Raw genomic sequence first — 17,347 nt, forward strand, 5'->3', positions numbered from 1 at the left:
CGATCGGCGGAAGGGGGAGGGGGGAGGCGAGAGGGGCCGCCCTCCCCTCCTCCATGAGGGAGTCCGGCAAGGGCCCTGGCTCAGCGGGCCGGCGCATGCGGCCGACGACGGCGATGCAGGCCGACACCGACGCCGACGACCGAGGCGAGGCCGACCAGCACGATCGACGACGGCTCGGGGATGGCCGTCAGTCGGAGCTGCCAGGAGCCGAGCGAACCCGAATCGCCGTCGGCGTTGTCGCTGATCGACAGCCGCCAGGTCCCCGCGGCGAGGACGCCATTGAAGGCCGAGAGCAGCGAGACGGAGCCTTCGACCGTCGTGGCGAAATAGTCCCCACCAGGGATGTCGAAATTATTGCCACCCCCCTTGGCGGCGGCCCAGAGGTCGCCCGTGAAGGCGTCGTTGAAGGCGTAGTCTCCGTTGAAATCGGAGGCGTCGCCAACGCCCGAATTCCCCGTGCGGTCGATCCGGTTGAACAGGTCGACTGTCGTGCCCGAATCGACGTGCGTCAAGGAGGCAATCAGGTCGCCGACCCAGGTGTGGGTCAGGCCGAGCAGGGTGACCGTCACGTCGGTGATGGCCAGGGACTCGGAGACGACGATGTCCGAGGTGAGAACGCCCGGGGTGCCCCCGGAGGACTGGGGGATGTCCCCACCAGCCCCCGTGAAGGTCAGGGTCTCCGCCCGGGCGAAACCGGCGCCGGCCAGCAGCAGGGCTACGCAGGCCGTCATGCGGCAAAGCAATTTCATAAGTGATTCCTCAAAAGGTGCGAGATAAAGGTGTGAACGAACGGCATCCATCCATGAAAAACAACCCCGGCCGGCGTCGGTTGGTGCGCGGGCACCTCAGTGGCCCGAGCGATTCGGAGCGAACGTGCCGTCGATCGCCGGCGGCTCCCTGCGGTGCATGAGCGATTTGAGCCGTTCCCGGACCTCATCGCAACACATTTTTCCCATGACGTTATAATTCAATATCACCGACCCCGAACCGTAGGTCCCCTGACACCGACCGCGGTTTTCCGATGCCTGAGGCACCCAAGGCGTCGGGAAACGCCTTTTGCGCGACGCTCAAGGCCGACAGCGCACTTCGACGCCTCTCGCGGCCTCGCGTCCCGATCTCAGGGAGAAGGGAAGTCCCGTAGGGTGTGTCGAGTCCTCGAAGACGCACCGATCCACCTTGTAAACTCCAGAGATACTCCAGGAAGCCGGGGGCCAGGCCGCCCTGATCGGCTCATTCGACCGCGGGACGACATCGCCGGGGGGGCGACCGCTCATGCTGCTGATGGCCATCGAGCAGGACGACCGGATCATCTGGGTCGTCGTCGAGCAGCACCGGCCGAAGGGCCGCATCCGCAGCCGGATCGTGCTCCACCTCGGCCAGTATCGGGATCGTGACGAGGCCGAGGCCGCCTTCCTCGATCGGTTGCAAACCAGCCCCATGCTCCACGCCGTCGCCGAGCGCTGGGCGGCGAACGCCGAAGACGTCCTCACCGACCGCAAGGCGCGGGCCCGCTTCCTCTTGCACGGCGTCAGCACCGGTGGGATCGCCGAGTACGCCGACGACTTCCTGCTCAAGCGTGAGCAGCAGGAACGGCAGGCGAGGGAGCGTGCCCGCGCCGCCTCCTGGCCCGCCGGGATCCCCTCCGTCGCCTTCGCGACGCTCGGCCTGCCGACCGCCGCGTCGCTGGCCGAGATCAAGGCCGCCTACCGCCGGCGAGCCTTCCTCCTCCACCCGGACCGCGGCGGCGACCACGCGGCGATGGTCGCGCTGAACGCCGCCTACGAAGATGCGGCCTGGTACGCCGAGTGGAGGGGCTGAGCTGATCGCGGGCGCCATCTCTGTGCTGCACGCAGGAACGTGCACGCTCGTCCCGTTCGCCTTTCGAGCGACTTCTCCCCGTGCTCACCCGATTCAGGTGACTGCCCCTGCCGATATTCCCGATCTTATTGGCGTGGGGAATGTCGCTTCGACCGTTCCCGAACGATCGCCCTGGCCCTTTGCCCGGCGCGATGGGCTTCCCCGCTCTTTGACAACCCGAGCAGGTTCCAAACAGACACTCATTTGAGCATTGGGGTGCCTCTGGGTGTCTCGACCCCGCAGGATCGATCCGCGAGCACGACGCCAACGCGGTCCGCTCACATCCCAACGCGCGAAACAAACCCACTTCGACCGGAGCCGCCCGCGCGAAACGAAGCCGTCGCACCGGCGCACGATTCCCGAAACGAACCGGAGCTAATCCGCGCAAGTCGCTCACTTCAAAAGTGTTCGTTCAATCGCCCCAGGCGCACCGAGGCGCACCAGGGCCGCATTTCCGGGCGCACCGAGCCGCGCACCGAGCGACCCAATTCCCTCCCCCCCCCAACTCCCTTCCCCCCATCCGTGTTCCATCCGTGTTCCATCCGTGTTCCATCCGTGGCCAAAACTCCCTTCACCAAACAAAGCCAATCCCTGGCCGAGCCGATTCCCGAAACGAACCGGGTCGAATCGACGTAAGCCCTTGCCAGCAAATCCTCAACGGCCCCTTCTCCCCGGCGCACCGGAGGCGCACCAACGGGGGCGCACCGGGCGCACCGAGGAGAGTCGGGCCGGGGATCAGTCGCCGTGCTTCTCGCGGAGGCGGCCGGAGAGGCGGAGGATCAGATGGGCGCGCTCGAACTGGTCGACCCATTCGGCCGTGACCGAGGCCAGCTCGTCGTCGGGAGGGGGGACGAGGCCGGTCGGGCAGCTCGGGCCGAGCTGGTCGGTGGCGAGCTTGCGGTAGCGCGAGAGGGTCCGGTCGCCGAACCGGGAGACCTCAAAGAAGTCCTCGCTCAGGAAGACGACGGTGGGCACCCGTCGGCCGTCGTTGATCCGAAGCAGGTCCGAGACCTCGGGCAGCGCGTCGCGGTCGAGGTAGCGGATCTCGATCGCCGAGGGATTGGCCGCCGCGATGTGGTCGAGGATCGGGCACTGATACACGCAGTCGCCGCACCAGGTCCCCGCCAGGCAAAGCACCGGCATCCTCCGAACGAACCCGCCGATCACCCCCTTCTGGGCCTCGGTCAACCGCACCCGATCATGAATCGCCGCCCATTTGCCCCGTTCCGCCTCCGACCCGTACTTCGCCAGGAAGTCTTGATATCCCAGCGCCTCGCCGAACACCTTGCCCCAGTCGATCATCAGCCTCGCTGTCCTTTCGTCAGTCGTTTATGTGATGGCTTGATGCGTTTGAGAAGCCCTTCATGAAACGTCCAACAGCCAGGTGCTTCTCACCGCTTCAGGAACGGAGCGATGGTAGCCCTTCAGCCCCCCGCTGCCCAGCCCCTTCGACGTTCCGGAAACGCAACGAGACGCCCCCCGGCGGGGAGATTTCCCGCCAGGAGAGGCGTCTCGGTTCAACCCAGAGAACGGAGGGAATCAGCCCCCCTTGCCCCGGCTCACGACTGCGGCGAGGCGGCCTGAGGCGAGGCCATTTGGCCCGTCGGCGCGACACCCTGGTAGCTCGGGGCGACGGTCTCAACCGGCACCATCACGGTCGTCGTCACCGGGATTTGGCGGGTCGCCTGGCGGGGGACGCACCGGGTGACGGTCACGGGCACCTGTTCCGGGATCGTCACCGGCACCTGTCGCGTGATCGTCTCCTGAACGGGGACCATCTTCGTCGTGTAGGTCGTCACCGGCACCTGAACAGCGCGGGTCACGGGGACCTGTCGGGTGATCGTCTCGGTGACAACCCGCGTCCGGGTGGTCATGACGGTCACGGGCACCTGTTCCGGGATCGTCACCGGCACCTGCCGGGTCATCGTCTCGGTGACCTGCCGGGCCCGGACGGTCGGAACGTGGTCGGTCCGGGTCTCCTGGGTCATGGTGACCCGGGTCGTCGGAACGGTCTCGGTGATCTGCCGAGAGACCATCTGGGTCACCGGCACCTGAACGTCACGGACCTCCTCGCGGGGGACCATCCGGGTCACCTGAACGGGGACCTGCTGGTGGCGGACCTCCGGCACCTGCACGGTCGTCTGCACCGGGACGGTCTCGCAGCGCTGGCGGGTCACAAAAGAGGTTTCCTGAATCTGATGTCGGACCGGATTGGGCACGTAAACCGTCTTCGTCGTGTAGCTCGGGGCACACGAGCTGCCGCAGCCCGATCCATGCCCAAGGCCCAGGCACGAGAGCCCCAGACCATGATGCCCGCCGACCGGGACCGTCACCGTCTGATAGCCCCCCTGGTCGACGCAGACCTCCCGAGTCCGGGTCACCGGCACCTGCTCGGCGACCGTCTGCGTGACGTAGCTCGTCCGGACCTGCGGGACCATCACCGTGTACGGCTGCGACTGCATGACCGTCTCGACCACTCGATCGAGCACCGTGTGCCGCTGCTGGATCGTCTGGGTCGTCGTCACCGGCTCGCAGACGGTCCGGGTCACCTGCTGCTGGACCGTCTCATACCTGGGAATGTTCACCACATACTGCCGAGGCACCGTCACCGTCTCGTACAGGGTCCGCGTGACCGGGATCTGCTCGGTCTTGTACTCGGTCCGGTACTTCGTCTGGGTCGTCTGCACCGGCACCTGCTCGGTGACATACCGCTGGACGGGCACCTGTTGAGTGACGTATTCGGTCCGGTACTCGGTCCGGGTCGTCTGCACCGGCACCTGCTCGGCCACGTACCGCGTGACCGGGATCTGCTCGGTCTTGTACTCGGTCCGGTACCTCGTCTGCATGATCGTCTCCGGGACGGTGTCATAAACCGTCTCGGTGATCGTCTTCATGGTCGTCACGGTCTGGGGAACCATCGTCGGACCGCACGGCAGCCCAACCGGCTCGACCGACAGACACGACAGGCTCGGGCTCCCGATCCCACATCGGAAACAGGCCGACGCCGAGCCCGATCCCCCCAGAACCATCGCCGCGGTCGCCGCCAGCAGCAGACCGCCCCGCTTCATCCGCCTCATGACTTCGCGCTCCCCAAAGGTGCTCATCACTTGCCCCATCGCCCAAAGACGACCTGTCGCGACGCAATCGCTCCCGATCCCCCAGGCGGTTGTCTTCTCCCGATCGCTGCACCTTTCCGGTTTAGCCCATCATTCGCGTCAGTTCAAGAAATTAATTTGGAGGATTTGCGGATTCTGGGACGATTTTGCGGCCGGGTATTCCGAGCAAACTCAACTAATGAGCAGGGAAACCGCGCTTCCCGAGACGTGCGGTGTGGTCGTTGGTCCAAATCCGATAGGCGCAAAAAAAAACCCGGTCCCCCCCGAGGGGACCGGGCATAGCCAGGGAGAACGACGCTTGCTCGTGACTTCGTCGGTCTGGATCGAACAGAGGGCCGAGACCCTTTGTGTCCGAAAGGACGCGGTCAGAGGCGAGCAATTCAGTGCCGAAGCACCCCAGATGCCAGGACGGCCCGAAATACGCGATTCGAGGTAGGTGAAGTGGACGGATCTTTTTCTGCAATCAAATGTTAAGATTCCAGGAAAAAATTCGGGTATGGTCAATGTCTTAGACTCCCTGCCCGATTCTTCGGCGGTCGTGCTTGCCTGATCGGCAGAAGCCGGAGGGCCCGACGCCGATCCGGGTCGATTGCCTGGCCCGCGGCCGCTAGAATGGGGAACCGAAAACGCAAAGCGGTGGGACGCACCAATGCACCATTGATGCAACCGAACCCGTTGGGGTGGATACGGCTGATGACGACCAAGGTGTTTGTGCTCGGGCTCGACGGGGCGACCTGGGACATTCTCGGGCCGCTGGCCGATGCCGGCGCGCTGCCGAACCTGGCGAGGTTGCGGCAAGAGGGGGCCTCGGGCACCCTGCGGTCGATCTTCCCCCCTCTGAGCCCGGTCGCCTGGACCGGGGTGATGACTGGGAAAAACCCGGGCAAGCATGGCGTCTTCGAGTTCCTCGAATTCGAGCACAACCCGCTCGGCGGCCGGGTGAACACGTCGCGGTCGATCCGGTCGGAATTGCTCTGGGAGATCGCCGGCCGTTTCGGCAAGCGGACGATCGCCGGGGCCGTGCCGATGAGCTACCCCCCGCGCCCGAGTCCTGACGGCTTCTTCCTCGGCGACTTCCTCAGCCCGCCGAACGCCAGGGACTTCTCGACCGACCCCGCTCTCTTTGCCGAGCTGGAAACGGCCCTTGGCGAAGCGTACCGACCCTGGGACACCTCCGTCCACGACGGCGGCAATGAGGCCCAGGCGCTCGCCTCCTTAACCGACTTCCTCGACCACCACCTCCGCGCTGTTCGGTTCCTGATGGACGCCCGACCTTGGGACCTGTTCGTCTACGACCTGATGGCCACCGACCGCATCCAGCACGAACTCTGGCACGCCTGGGACCCCTCCCACCGACTGGCCAAAGGACGGCGCGACCTGGCGAAGGTCCGCGACGGCTTCATCGCCTTCTGGTCGAAGCTCGACGCCGGAATCGGTGAGATCGAGGCCGCCTTGCCTGCCGATGCAACGTTGATCTTGATGAGTGACCACGGCTTCGGCCCCGTCGAGCACTTCGTCAATTTCAACGTCTGGCTCCTGGAGAAAGGGTTCATTCAACTGATCAACACCCCTTATGTGATGCAGAAGTACTGGTGCTACAAGCGAGGGGTGACGCCGGAGTGGATCTATAACATCATGGCCCGCTTCGGCCAGGCGAAGCACCGGGTCAGCCGGTTCGGCGGCAGCCAGGACAACGGGCTCGACCGCCTGGCCGAGTCGGTCTTCCTTTCACGTCGTCATATCGACTGGTCAAAAACCAAGGCATACGCTCAGGGGAACTTCGGCCAGATTTTCCTCAACCGGATCGGCCGCCAGCCGAGCGGGTGCGTGGCCGAGGCCGACGTCCGCCCGATCCTCGACGACCTGAAGGCCGAGTTAGCCGAGTTGACCCATCCCGAAACCGGTGATCCGCTGGTCGATCGCGTCTACGAGGCCGACGAACTCTACAACGGCCCGATGAGCCGCCTCGCCCCCGACCTGACCGTCGTCCTGGCTGACTGGCGCTACCGGACGATCGGCCTGCACGACTTCACGACCCACAAGGTGATCTCCCCCGCCTTCGGCCCGACCGGCGACCACCGGATGGAAGGAGTCTTCGTCGCCAATGGCCCCGGCATTCAGCCCGGCGCCTCGCTGAGCGACTCCGCCACCCTGCTCGACATCGCCCCGACCGTCCTGCACTTGCTCGGCGTCCCAAGCCCCGACGACCTCGACGGTCGCCCCCTCACCGAGGTCCTCGACCCGTCCTTCCAGCCCGATCGCGCCACCCAGCTCGCCCCCTCCTCCTCCAACGGCGACGGCTCCCCATCCGCCAGCCTCGACGAGGAAGACGACGAGGCCGTCAAGCAGCGTTTGGCGGACCTCGGGTATCTCTGATCGCTGGATCTGGGTCGGATCGTGGCGGCTGATCGGGCGGCAGACGCCCCGCAGATTCCTTGTAACCAGGTGTTCCAGCCAATTGACAACGGCGAACAACAGGGTAAACTGGACGTTTTGCCGCATCGTATCGACTCTCTGGGACGCGCTGCAAAGGTGAACCCAGGGTTCTGATGTGGATATGGATCATCCCGAGGAGCACCCTTGAAGGACCGACGTGTCGGCCTTGAAGGGGTCGGGGACGCCCGAGGATCGCCAGGACGACCGAAGACCTATGCCCACGATCAATCAGCTCGTCCGCAAGCCGCGGAAGCAGCAGTATACAAAGACCAAGTCGCCGGTGCTGGAGGCCAACCCGTTCAAGCGGGGGGTTTGCCTGCAGGTCAAGACGATGACGCCGAAGAAGCCGAACTCGGCCCTGCGGAAGGTCGCCCGCGTGCGGCTGTCCAACGGCAAGGAAATCACGGCCTACATCGGCGGCGAAGGCCATAACCTGCAGGAGCACTCGATCGTGCTCGTCCGCGGGGGCCGGGTCCGCGACCTGCCGGGCGTCCGGTACCACATCGTCCGCGGCGTGCTCGACTCGCTCGGCGTGGCCGACCGCAAGCAGGCCCGCTCGAAGTACGGTGCCAAGGCCAAGGCCGCCCCGGCCGCCAAGGGCGCCCGCAAGAAGTAATCGCCAGCCTTCGGCGATGGACCGACCGACCAAGGGGCGCTGGCCAAAGTGCCCCAGCCAGGCCAAGCCCGACGGGTGCTCCTCGACGTCCCTCGCGGTCCGGCTGGCCGACCTGGCTCAAGACTCGATCGCCTTCCGGCCTTTCCGGCGAGCTTCGGTCTTACGATGTCGCCCCTGGCCCTCGCCCGGTGATGCTCCTGTCGCCTGCCTCGACTTCAACCGGATTTCTCTGGCCCCTCGCATTCACGGAACCGATCCGACCATGGCCCGCAAGTTCACCGCCAGCAAGTCGCAGCTCCGCCCCGACCCGAGGTTTGGGTCGAAGCTGGCCAGCAAATTCATCAACTGCCTGATGTACGACGGCAAGAAGAGCGTCGCTCAGCGCGTCTTCTACGATGCCACCGACCTGATCCAGAAGCGCCTGCCGGACATCGACCCACTGGAAGTCTTCGTCCGGGCGGTCGAGAACGTGATGCCGGTCATCGAGGTCCGCTCGAAGCGCGTTGGCGGTGCCACCTATCAGGTGCCGATGCAGGTCAAGAAGAACCGCCAGCAGACCCTGGCGATTCGCTGGATCCTGATGGCCGCCCGCGAAAAGAAAGGGCGACCGACCCACGTCAAGCTCGCCGACGAGCTGATCGCCGCCTTCAACCGCGAAGGCGCCGCCATGAGCCGTCGCGAGAACGTCCACCGCATGGCCGACGCCAACAAGGCCTTCGCCCACTTCGCCTGGTAATCTCAAGCGCTTCCTGATCGTTGCATCTCGGGCTTCGGGACTCCTTCGTTTTGACGAGGGAGTCTCCTGGTCCGTTTTTTCTTGGCTGATCGACGGCCGTGCCTGAGGCCTCTTCGAGCCGTGTCCCTCTCGATTCGACCGTTCCGGATCGCCGACGCCCCGGCCTTGCTGGCTTTGTTCCGGGACACGATTCGCCGGGTCAACAGTCGCGATTACTCGCCTGAGCAGATCACGGCGTGGGCCTCGGACGAGATCGACGAGGCGGCCTGGGCCTCGCGGTTTGAGGGTCGGTTCGTGGCGGTCGCCGAGGCCGATGGACGGATCGCCGGCTTCGGCGAGCTGGAGCCGAACGGTCATATCGACCGCTTCTTCGTCTCGGCCGACCATCAAGGGCTCGGCATCGGTCGGGCCTTACTCGAAGCGATTGAGGTTGAGGCCAGGCGGATCGGCCTCCGCCAGCTCGATGCCGACGTGAGCCTGACGGCCGTCCCGTTCTTCGAGCGGCGAGGCTTCGAAACGCGATCGCCTCAGATCGTTACCCTGCGCGGGGTCGAGTTCCACAACGTGAAGATGACTCGGGCGCTCGACGGATGACTCGCTGAGTCCGACGAATTCGAGGTGCCAGTTCCGCCGATCGGTTCGGTTCGGAAAATTCTCCGTGGCCAGAATCGATCGGACGCGGTAGGCTCAAGCGTACCATGAAACCCCCCTTGATTCCCCCTGCCGACGCTCCCGACGACGGTCCCGATCGGCCGATCCGATCGCGACCTGCCACGGACCTCGGCACCCCGTTTGTTGTCACGGCTGACGCGTCGAACGTCGGACCGGTCATTGTGGATTTTCCGCGCACTCGCGGTTATTCCGAACCCTCGACGGCGTCGACACCACCGTCGAGCCCACCCACCATCGCGGGCTTGCCGCCGTTCGAGCTTCGGGCCTTGCGAATCACGGATGCCGGTTGGGGGGCCGGATGGGAGCTGTGTCCGGCCCCTCCGCGACGCTCGTGGATGGATGGCCATCCGCATGCGTACCACTGTTTGCCACTGGTGGTGGCCAATCAGTGGGGATGGCAAATTCATTGTCCCGTGGATGTGAGGATCGTCTGGGACGGGTCTCCCGAGCTGTCGGGCCTGGTGGTCGAACTCGACCCCGTCTATCAGGTGACGATCAAGAGCCAGTTCGGCCAGGGGATCGTGACGTTTTCTCCTCCGTGGATGTTTCGGACTCCTCCCGGCTGGGACCTCTGGGCCAAGGGACCGACGAACTTCTGGAAAGCGAACTGTGTGCCTCTGGAGGGGATCATCGAAACATGGTGGCTCCCTTACACGTTCACCTTCAACTGGAAGCTTGTTGAACCGGGGGAGGTGACGTTTGCGAAGGGAGAGGCCATTGGTCAGATCCTTCCCGTGCCTCATCAAACGTTTGCCGAGGCGCGGGCGATCGAGGAACCGCTGAGCGTCGAGCCCGAATTGATGTCCCAGATGGCCTCCTGGCGCGATGAGCGGCAGCGGAGATCAGGCCAGCGGCATCAAAATCACCTGATGTACCGCAAGGCCCAGGATGTCGATGGGCACCTCGTCCGGGTGCCCGTGCCTCCGGTGGGTCCTCGATCTTGCTCAACCGCAACCGACTCGCCCGAGGATCCCCAGGCCGAGCGTTGAGGCTGGGCCTCGGCCGTTTGCTCGTTTCGGACCAGGGCTCGCTGGCGTTTTGACAGCCTCAAGCCAGCGGGTTAGGCTACAACGATCGCGCGTCCTCCGACGCGCTGCGCGGGCATCCGCCCCTCGGGGTTTGATTTCGGTTGGGTTGACGGTCCGGCACTCACAGACCGGGCGGTTTTGCACGATCGGAGCCGGTTCCCGAGTGCGAGATGCACCACGCGGTCATCGGGAGCTGATCACGCTGGGGGCAGGGACTGGCCCGATTCCGACCGAGGGGCCAGAGCCAATGGCGACGACGAGCAAAGTGCACGTGACATGTCCCGGCTGTTCGCGGGTCCTTCGCGTCCCCCGCGAATTTCTCGGCCGACGGGCAGAGTGCAAGTACTGTGATGCGCCCCTCACGCTCGTTGAGGATCCCCCTGCCACGGACCAGTCCGAAGCCGCCTCGATCGACGCGATTTCTGAGGCGGACCACCGGCCCGCCTCGGTTGATGGTCCCACGTCCGATCCGGCTCAGGAGGCTCTGCTCGCCGAGCGAGACGCCCTGATGGCCGACCGGGATGCTCTTCAGGCGAAGATCGATGCGGTGAAGGCCGAGGCAACGACCATGCTGGACGATCTGATCGCCCGGCACGAACTAACCCTGGCCGAGCTGAACGCCGATCGAACTCGGCTCGCCAACGAGCTGAAATCGCAACAGCAGGAGGCCGATCGCCTTCGGAACACCCTGATCACCGAGCGCGACACCCTACGCAACGAACGCGACGCCCTGCTCGATCGGACCGATCGTCTCCAGGCCGAAGCGGCCGAGGCCGCCGATGCCCTGGAGGCCCTTCGCAACGAGGCCGAGGCCGATCGGGTTCGTCTGGCCGGCGAGCATGAGACCACTCGGACCGAGGCCGATCGTCGGCTGGCCGAGCTGACGGCTCAACTCTCCTCCTCCCGGACCGAGGTCGAGCAAGGCGTCCGAGATCGCGATGCCCTGCGGGCCGAGCTGGAGACCGTGAGTGATCAGCTCACGCAGGCCGAGTCTGCGCTGCGAAACCTGGAGCGTCAGCATGCCGACGCTCAGGTCCAGGCGAGGACTCAGATCGATCGCCTGACCACCGAACGGGATGACGCCCTTCGCTCCGGAGCCTCGGCCACCGAGCGCGGCAAGGCCCTGGCCGCGCAGCTTCAGCAGCTTCAATCCGATCGTGATGCCCTGGCCGACCGCCTGCAAGCGCTTCAATCAGATCGGGACACGCTGGCGGCCGATCGCGAGGCGACGGAAAAGGCCCTGACTCAAGCCCGGCGAGACGCCGAGGAGGCTGCCGCCTCTCACGAGCACGATCTGGCCGAGGCGGCCCGGGCCCTCGAAGCCGAGCAAGGCCGATCGCAATCGCTCCGCAGCGAGGTCGCCGATCTGACCGACGCTCGCAACACGCTTCGGGAGGAGTTGACCTCGGCCCAGGCACAGATCAAGGTGCTCGACGCACAGCTGACCCAGGCCCAGACCTCCAGTTACCAGCTTCGAGCGTTGCTTCGCCGCATCGGATTGCCGTTCTGATCGCGGGAGGAAGAGGGGGCCCATTCCTTGGTTCCGGCAAGGGTGAGCCGGTCGATCAGGACCCGCGATCGCCGATGACGACCCGACCAGGGCCGTCGTCGGGCTCGTCGAGGGTGATCCGACGATCGAGAAACGCGGCGACGGTCCGAATGTTGGTTCGCAGGTGCTCGGTGACGTGGGAAACGGTGTAGAGGCTCCGGCCTTCGGCCAGGGCGAGCGGTAGCACGAGCTGATCGGCGCTATGGGCATCAACCGCCCCCTGGCCGGGCGCGTGCAAATGGTCGAGCAGCTCGGCCACGGCCTCGGCGGCGACCTCCTCGGCCGGTTTCCCGCGGGCACCGAGGCCGACGAACGTACTCGGCGGGGTGTCGCCGTCGTGTTCAAGCACCAGGGCGAGGGCGGCTCCCGGAGCCGGGCCAGACCACTCGGCCAGGTCGATGGCGATCTCGGCGTCGATGCCTGCCTCGTTCAGCAAGGCGACGGCACGGTCTCGCATCCGGTCGGCCACCCGTCGCGACCCCAGCTTGCAGGCCCCGGCGACCCCCGAGATCCTCAGGAGAGCCCCCCGGCTCTCGGCGATCAAGGGCCGAGGGTTCCCGTGTTCGATCCAGGCGTCGAGCCTCCCGCCGCCCTGCGGGTAGAAGCCGGCCTCGGGCATCGCCAGGGCGAGGTCGAGTCCCATGAGCTTGAGGTACGCCCTCCAGGTCCGGTCGAGGAACGGAAAGGAGGGGGCCTTCAGGTTGAAGGTGCCGCCGGTCAACGACACCCGGACGCCACGATCGGCGCGCAAGGCGATGGGCAAGGCCAGTGTTTGCAGGACGAGGCAGGTAGACCCCGCCGTGCCGATATCGATGTCCAGGTCGGCCGGCTCGAACGGACGGGGGCGAAAGGTCAGGGCCTGCGAGCCGACGGCCGCTCCTTGCACGGTCGCCCCCGAGAGCTTCGCAGCGGCCATCACGGCCGATCGGTGCTGCGGTCGCAGGCCCGGTCGGTCGCGATTGGCCCGGATCCGGGAAATCCGGAAGGGTCGGCCGGTGAGCATCGCCAGCGTCAGGGCGGTTCGAAGGATCTGCCCGCCCCCTTCCCCATCGGCGCCGTCCAGTTCGACCAAGCGGTTCGAGGAGGACCGGATCGGGAAGTCGTCGGAGGGCTTCGGCGAGGGGGGCGAGTCGTGATCGTGGGTGCTGTCCATCGGGGCAAACCTCGGAAGCGGGGGCGGGGCCGGGCCGCTCCTTCGGCTCGCGGTCAGGCGATGGGGCCCAACGGTCGGTCCATGCCCCGCGTGCGACCGCCAGCGCCGGGCCGGCCCGATCGCCGCGTCGTCATCCCCGGTCGGAGTCGGCGTCCATTCCATTCGATGCGCTCCCTGGTCATCCGGTTCGCAATCGGTCGTGCCGAGGCCGAAGGGGATTGAGGTGGTCTGCGACCACCGATGACGCGATGAGCCGCCGCCGGGAGGTTACTCCTGGCGGGCCGATCCGCTGGCGTTGCCGTTCCCGACGCCGAGTTCAGTCGGATCGACGCGGCGGAGATTACTGGGAGGGGTGATGGGCTCGACCCAGGGAATCTCGGTTGGGCCGGTTGCGGCGGCCCAGATGAACACGACCGTCTGAAGCAATCGGTCGCTCTTGGGCTCGGGCTTGGTAAAGAGGAAGTGCCCGAGGCTTCCCGGCCGGTCGGGCCAGCAGCCGAGAATGAGCACCTGCTCCGGCTCAAGCGTGAGCTTGGCGGTCAGATCCCGGAAGCTTTCTTCTTGCTTCCCTTCCCGCATGATGAACTGCTCGGGCTCGAAAGGCCCGAGGTTCTCGGCCGGGGCGTAGCGCATCTGGTCTGAGCCGTGGTGAATCTCCGGCACCACCCGCATCGCCATGCCGCCGTCGGCCTGCGAGGCCGAAACCCGCATGGCCCCTCGGACCAACTCGTAGTCTCGACCGACCGCGCCGTTGCCAAGACTCAGAAAGAGGGTCTTGTGCGGGGCCGCCTCGTCCGGGCCGAGCATGATCGGCGTGGCATGACCATCGGGCACGGCCACGATGGTCGGGTCGATTCGCTGCCCGACGGGAGCCTCGGGGCTGAGCATCTCCTCGATTTCGGGAGGAAAAACGGTATCGACGACCGCCACCCGCAAGCCGTTGGCTTCCAGCCGCTGCCGCTGCTCGGGGGGAATGACATGCTCGTCGGCCGCCGTCCAGACGATCTCTCGCAGCTCCGGATCGTCGATCGGCCGCGTGGCGATCATCACCTTCAGGGCAATGCGACGAGGTGCGAGCAGGTCGACCAGCTGATCGTTGCCCATCCCGCCCAGCGACACGCCCGAGCGATCCGTCTCGGCCGGCGACTTGATCAGAGAACAGCCGACGGCCATCGACACCGCGGCGATCGTCGAACAGGCCAGAGCCCAGAGGTTGCGATCCATCGGCGGAGTCCTTTCCGCTCGGTGATTCTGGCAGTGCGGACGGCTCGGCTCGGTTCGGCTCGACCCGGCTCGATCCACAAGGCCCGGAACGCCCGGTCCATCCCCGGCGTCTCGCGATTTGCGGACTCTAGGCAACCTGCCTTGTCCTGTCAATCGCGACCTTCGGGGGGAGCTTCGCGGACAGATCGGAGAACGCTTCTGGCCGGGGCCGGTGCCATCGGCTAAAGTTAATGACGTAATGTGCAGCGCCGAAGGCATCCTCTCCCCGGCAAGCGTTTCGATGAACCCTCACCTGCCTCTCGGGGTGACGATGCCCGCCCAACTCTGCGTCCGGTCGAGGTCTGTTCGGCGTCAACGCGTGCGCGACGCTTCAGGGCGCTGGCAATCGCCGAGCCTGAGATTGGCGCGTTGCCCCGGCTTTACCCTGATCGAGCTGCTGGTGGTTATCGCCATCATCGGCGTGTTGATCGCCTTGCTTTTGCCCGCCGTGCAATCGGCCCGAGAGGCCGCCCGACGTGCCCAGTGTGCCAACAACCTGAAGCAGCTTGGCATCGCCCTGCACAGCTACCAGAGTGTGCACCGGACGTTGCCTCCAGGACGAGTTCGCAGCCAGGTGGATGGCCTCGGCCTGGTCTTCTCCACGTTTGCACAAATGCTTCCTCAGCTTGATCACGGGCCGCTGTTCAACGCGATCAACTTCGACCTGAACGCCGATCGTGGCATCGGCTTTCTGGAGAACGACACCGCCCGGCGGACTCGGGTGGCGGCCTATCTGTGCCCGAGCGATACCCCCTCGCTCTTTGACCGGGAGGAACAGTCTCCCCTGAACTATCAGATCAACGTCGGTACGCGCCATTCGGTGATTGAGAATAACGGTCTCTTCTTCGAGAACTCCCGCGTGCGATGGGCCGACCTCCGGGACGGCTCGTCACAAACGGCAATGCTCAGCGAGTTATTCCGAGGCGACGGCGTTCGGTCGAACTGGGTGGTTGAGGTTGTCGACGCTCCGCTCGTCTCGTATGAGGAAACCTGTGCGCCGCATCATCCCGGTCTGCCGAGAGCCCGAGGCAATCGCTGGATTTACGCCGCGCCGAATCACACGATGTATAGCCATCACCGCCCCCCCAACGACCCCAGCCCCGACTGCCGCACCGGCAACCCCTTCGGCGACGCGTCGAATGCCGAGTGGAATCTGCTCGCCCTCGACGGTGCCGCTCGAAGCCGCCACCCGGGCGGCGTCAACCTGCTTCTGGCCGACGGCTCGGTGCGGTTCGTGAGCAGTACGGTGGCGATCCCGGTCTGGAACGGGCTCGGCACTCGGGCCGGCGGCGAGGTGATCTCCGCCGGCTCCTTCTGAGTCGAACCCGGGACGACGGGGGGCGCGGGCCGAGGAGCGGGCGCCGTCGTCTGCGACGGGTGTTACCGGGTCGGCGGCGGGTCGACGATCGGGATGGCCGCGGCGGCATGAGCCGAAACGCGGAGGTCCTGATCGCCCTCAGCCAGCCGAGCAAGGGCCGACGAGGCCGAAATCGCCGCTGGGCCGAACCGGCTCAGGGCGTCGGCCGAGGCGATGCGGACCTCGGCCTCCGGGTCGTCGAGCGTGGCGATCAGGGCCGTGATCGCCTCTCGGGCGCCTTCAGTCCTTGGCGAGACGACACCGAGCCCCCGGGCCGAGAAGGCTCGAATCATCGGATCGTCGGAGGCGAGTCTCTCGATCAGGAGAGACGCTCCCTCACCCTCCTCCGACGCGATCGCCTCGGCCAGTTCGGCGCTCTGCGTCTCGTCGGAAACGCCGGCCTTGATCGCGTCGAGCAAGGTCTGGCGTGCCTCCTCGGTCGACCGGGACGGATCGGCCAGCGCCGCGGCCGAGGCCACGCGGACGTCCTTTGCATCGTCCTCGGCCGTTGCGGTTCGAAGGGCCTCGGCGGCACCCGGATCGTCGGCCGCGAACGGGCGCAGCGCAGTCGCAGCGGCGGCCCGGACCTCGCCCTCCGGGGCGTCTGCAAGCGCCGCGATCAGCGTCTCTCGGGCTGTCGAGGTCGTGCTCGGGAACCGGCCGAGCACCGCTGCCAGCAGCGCGCGGTCTTCTGGATCGTCGTCCCGGTCCATGGCCCTGGTCACGGCCTCGGCCCCGGATTCGGGATCGAGGTCCAGCGGCGCCATGGTCAGACCCATCTGTGAGGCCCGCCGAACGACCTCCGATTCGTCATCGAGCCCGAGGAGCATGGTTTCGAGATGTTCGGGGTCGGTGATCGGCAGCTCCGACAGCGCCACGTCGGCGTCGTCACGGACGGACATGGTACTGCTTCTCAGGGCGGCGACCAGGGCCGGTGCGATTCCTTCGGGACGCTCGCCGATGCCGAACATGGCCACGGCCGAGGCATGCCGGACCTCCGGATCCGGGTCATTCATGCCGGTGGTCAGGGCCGCGACCGCCTCCCCGACGTCCGCTATGCGATGCCGCCGGATGAGCTGACCGAGCGACCGGGCCGAGGCGGCGCGGACCCCGGCATCCTCGTCGTTGGCCAGTGCCGAGGCCAGGGGCCCGACGGCCTTCGCCGCCTCGCCGGAGTCGTCCCAGTACCCCATCGCGGCGGCGGCCTCCCTCCTCGACTCGGGATTGCCGGCCGACAACCCTCCCAGCCCCTTCGAGGCCGGATCCGACGGCCCGCATCCCGGGGACATCAGCAGCAGGAGCAGCGTCCCGCTGAGGCCCTTGACGACCCATCGCGGCCCGGCCGCCCCGTGTCCTTCGCTTCCTCGGATCTTCATTCGATTGAACCCCCACTGCTCGATCTCACCTGTCACTTGCGATCGACGCCCGCATGTCCTTGCAAAATCAAGCCTTCGGGAAAGCTGTTCTGGTTTAACATTTTTTTGTTGACTTTCCCGTTGCCTTATCAAGAGACACCGATCATACTCCTCCATTGCAGATTTCGCATCACGTTGATGGGCCGATT

The 17,347-nt window shown here is 66.1% G+C and carries 14 protein-coding genes; 8 read left to right on the forward strand and 6 right to left on the reverse strand.

Annotated features, from left to right (window positions below; genetic code table 11):
- Positions 1–80: 80 nt before the first annotated feature.
- A complete protein-coding gene (locus tag HG800_RS18255) occupies positions 81–749 on the reverse strand; it encodes a proprotein convertase P-domain-containing protein (RefSeq protein ID WP_169978084.1) in 669 nt (222 codons plus the stop codon).
- Between the two features lie 523 nt (positions 750–1,272).
- Here HG800_RS18255 and HG800_RS18260 point away from each other — a divergent pair.
- Entirely contained in the window at positions 1,273–1,818 is a 546-nt protein-coding gene (locus HG800_RS18260; protein ID WP_169978085.1) for a J domain-containing protein, read from the forward strand.
- A 774-nt stretch (positions 1,819–2,592) separates the two neighbouring features.
- On the opposite strand, the gene HG800_RS18265 is transcribed toward HG800_RS18260, so the two are convergent.
- Together HG800_RS18265 and HG800_RS18270 are read right to left on the reverse strand one after the other, a co-directional pair.
- A complete protein-coding gene (locus HG800_RS18265) occupies positions 2,593–3,159 on the reverse strand; it encodes a thioredoxin family protein (protein WP_206352340.1) in 567 nt (188 codons plus the stop codon).
- Between the two features lie 257 nt (positions 3,160–3,416).
- Positions 3,417–4,934 (reverse strand): hypothetical protein, encoded by a 1,518-nt coding sequence (locus HG800_RS18270; RefSeq protein ID WP_169978086.1) that lies wholly within the window; start codon positions 4,932–4,934, stop codon positions 3,417–3,419.
- A gap of 732 nt (positions 4,935–5,666) precedes the next feature.
- Here HG800_RS18270 and HG800_RS18275 point away from each other — a divergent pair.
- From HG800_RS18275 to HG800_RS18300, 6 genes are all read left to right on the forward strand, one after another.
- A complete protein-coding gene (locus HG800_RS18275) occupies positions 5,667–7,349 on the forward strand; it encodes an alkaline phosphatase family protein (protein WP_169978087.1) in 1,683 nt (560 codons plus the stop codon).
- Between the two features lie 274 nt (positions 7,350–7,623).
- Positions 7,624–8,025, forward strand: a complete 402-nt coding sequence (gene rpsL / locus HG800_RS18280; RefSeq protein WP_169978088.1) for a 30S ribosomal protein S12 — start codon at positions 7,624–7,626, stop codon at positions 8,023–8,025.
- Between the two features lie 262 nt (positions 8,026–8,287).
- Positions 8,288–8,761, forward strand: coding sequence for a 30S ribosomal protein S7 (gene rpsG, locus HG800_RS18285; protein ID WP_169978270.1), 474 nt, complete (start codon positions 8,288–8,290; stop codon positions 8,759–8,761).
- A 120-nt stretch (positions 8,762–8,881) separates the two neighbouring features.
- Complete coding sequence (locus HG800_RS18290) at positions 8,882–9,355, forward strand: GNAT family N-acetyltransferase (RefSeq protein WP_169978090.1); 474 nt, start codon at positions 8,882–8,884, stop codon at positions 9,353–9,355.
- A 104-nt stretch (positions 9,356–9,459) separates the two neighbouring features.
- Positions 9,460–10,422: a DUF6065 family protein gene (locus tag HG800_RS18295; protein WP_169978092.1), complete on the forward strand. Its 963-nt coding sequence runs from the start codon at positions 9,460–9,462 to the stop codon at positions 10,420–10,422.
- A gap of 202 nt (positions 10,423–10,624) precedes the next feature.
- Positions 10,625–11,971, forward strand: a complete 1,347-nt coding sequence (locus HG800_RS18300; protein WP_169978094.1) for a hypothetical protein — start codon at positions 10,625–10,627, stop codon at positions 11,969–11,971.
- A 55-nt stretch (positions 11,972–12,026) separates the two neighbouring features.
- Here the strand turns inward: HG800_RS18300 and rtcA are convergent, their stop codons facing one another.
- Positions 12,027–13,325 carry an RNA 3'-terminal phosphate cyclase gene (rtcA, locus tag HG800_RS18305; protein WP_169978096.1) on the reverse strand — a complete coding sequence of 433 codons (1,299 nt, stop codon included), beginning with the start codon at positions 13,323–13,325 and terminating at the stop codon, positions 12,027–12,029.
- A gap of 105 nt (positions 13,326–13,430) precedes the next feature.
- Positions 13,431–14,387 (reverse strand): hypothetical protein, encoded by a 957-nt coding sequence (locus HG800_RS18310; RefSeq protein ID WP_169978098.1) that lies wholly within the window; start codon positions 14,385–14,387, stop codon positions 13,431–13,433.
- 400 nt (positions 14,388–14,787) lie between these two features.
- On the opposite strand from HG800_RS18310, the gene HG800_RS18315 reads away from it, so the two are divergent.
- Positions 14,788–15,744 carry a DUF1559 domain-containing protein gene (locus HG800_RS18315; protein ID WP_235963777.1) on the forward strand — a complete coding sequence of 319 codons (957 nt, stop codon included), beginning with the start codon at positions 14,788–14,790 and terminating at the stop codon, positions 15,742–15,744.
- 62 nt (positions 15,745–15,806) lie between these two features.
- Here the strand turns inward: HG800_RS18315 and HG800_RS18320 are convergent, their stop codons facing one another.
- A complete protein-coding gene (locus HG800_RS18320; RefSeq protein ID WP_169978100.1) occupies positions 15,807–17,159 on the reverse strand; it encodes a HEAT repeat domain-containing protein in 1,353 nt (450 codons plus the stop codon).
- Between the last annotated feature and the right edge of the window lie 188 nt (positions 17,160–17,347).

The organism is Tautonia rosea (assembly GCF_012958305.1).
GTDB lineage: Bacteria > Planctomycetota > Planctomycetia > Isosphaerales > Isosphaeraceae > Tautonia > Tautonia rosea.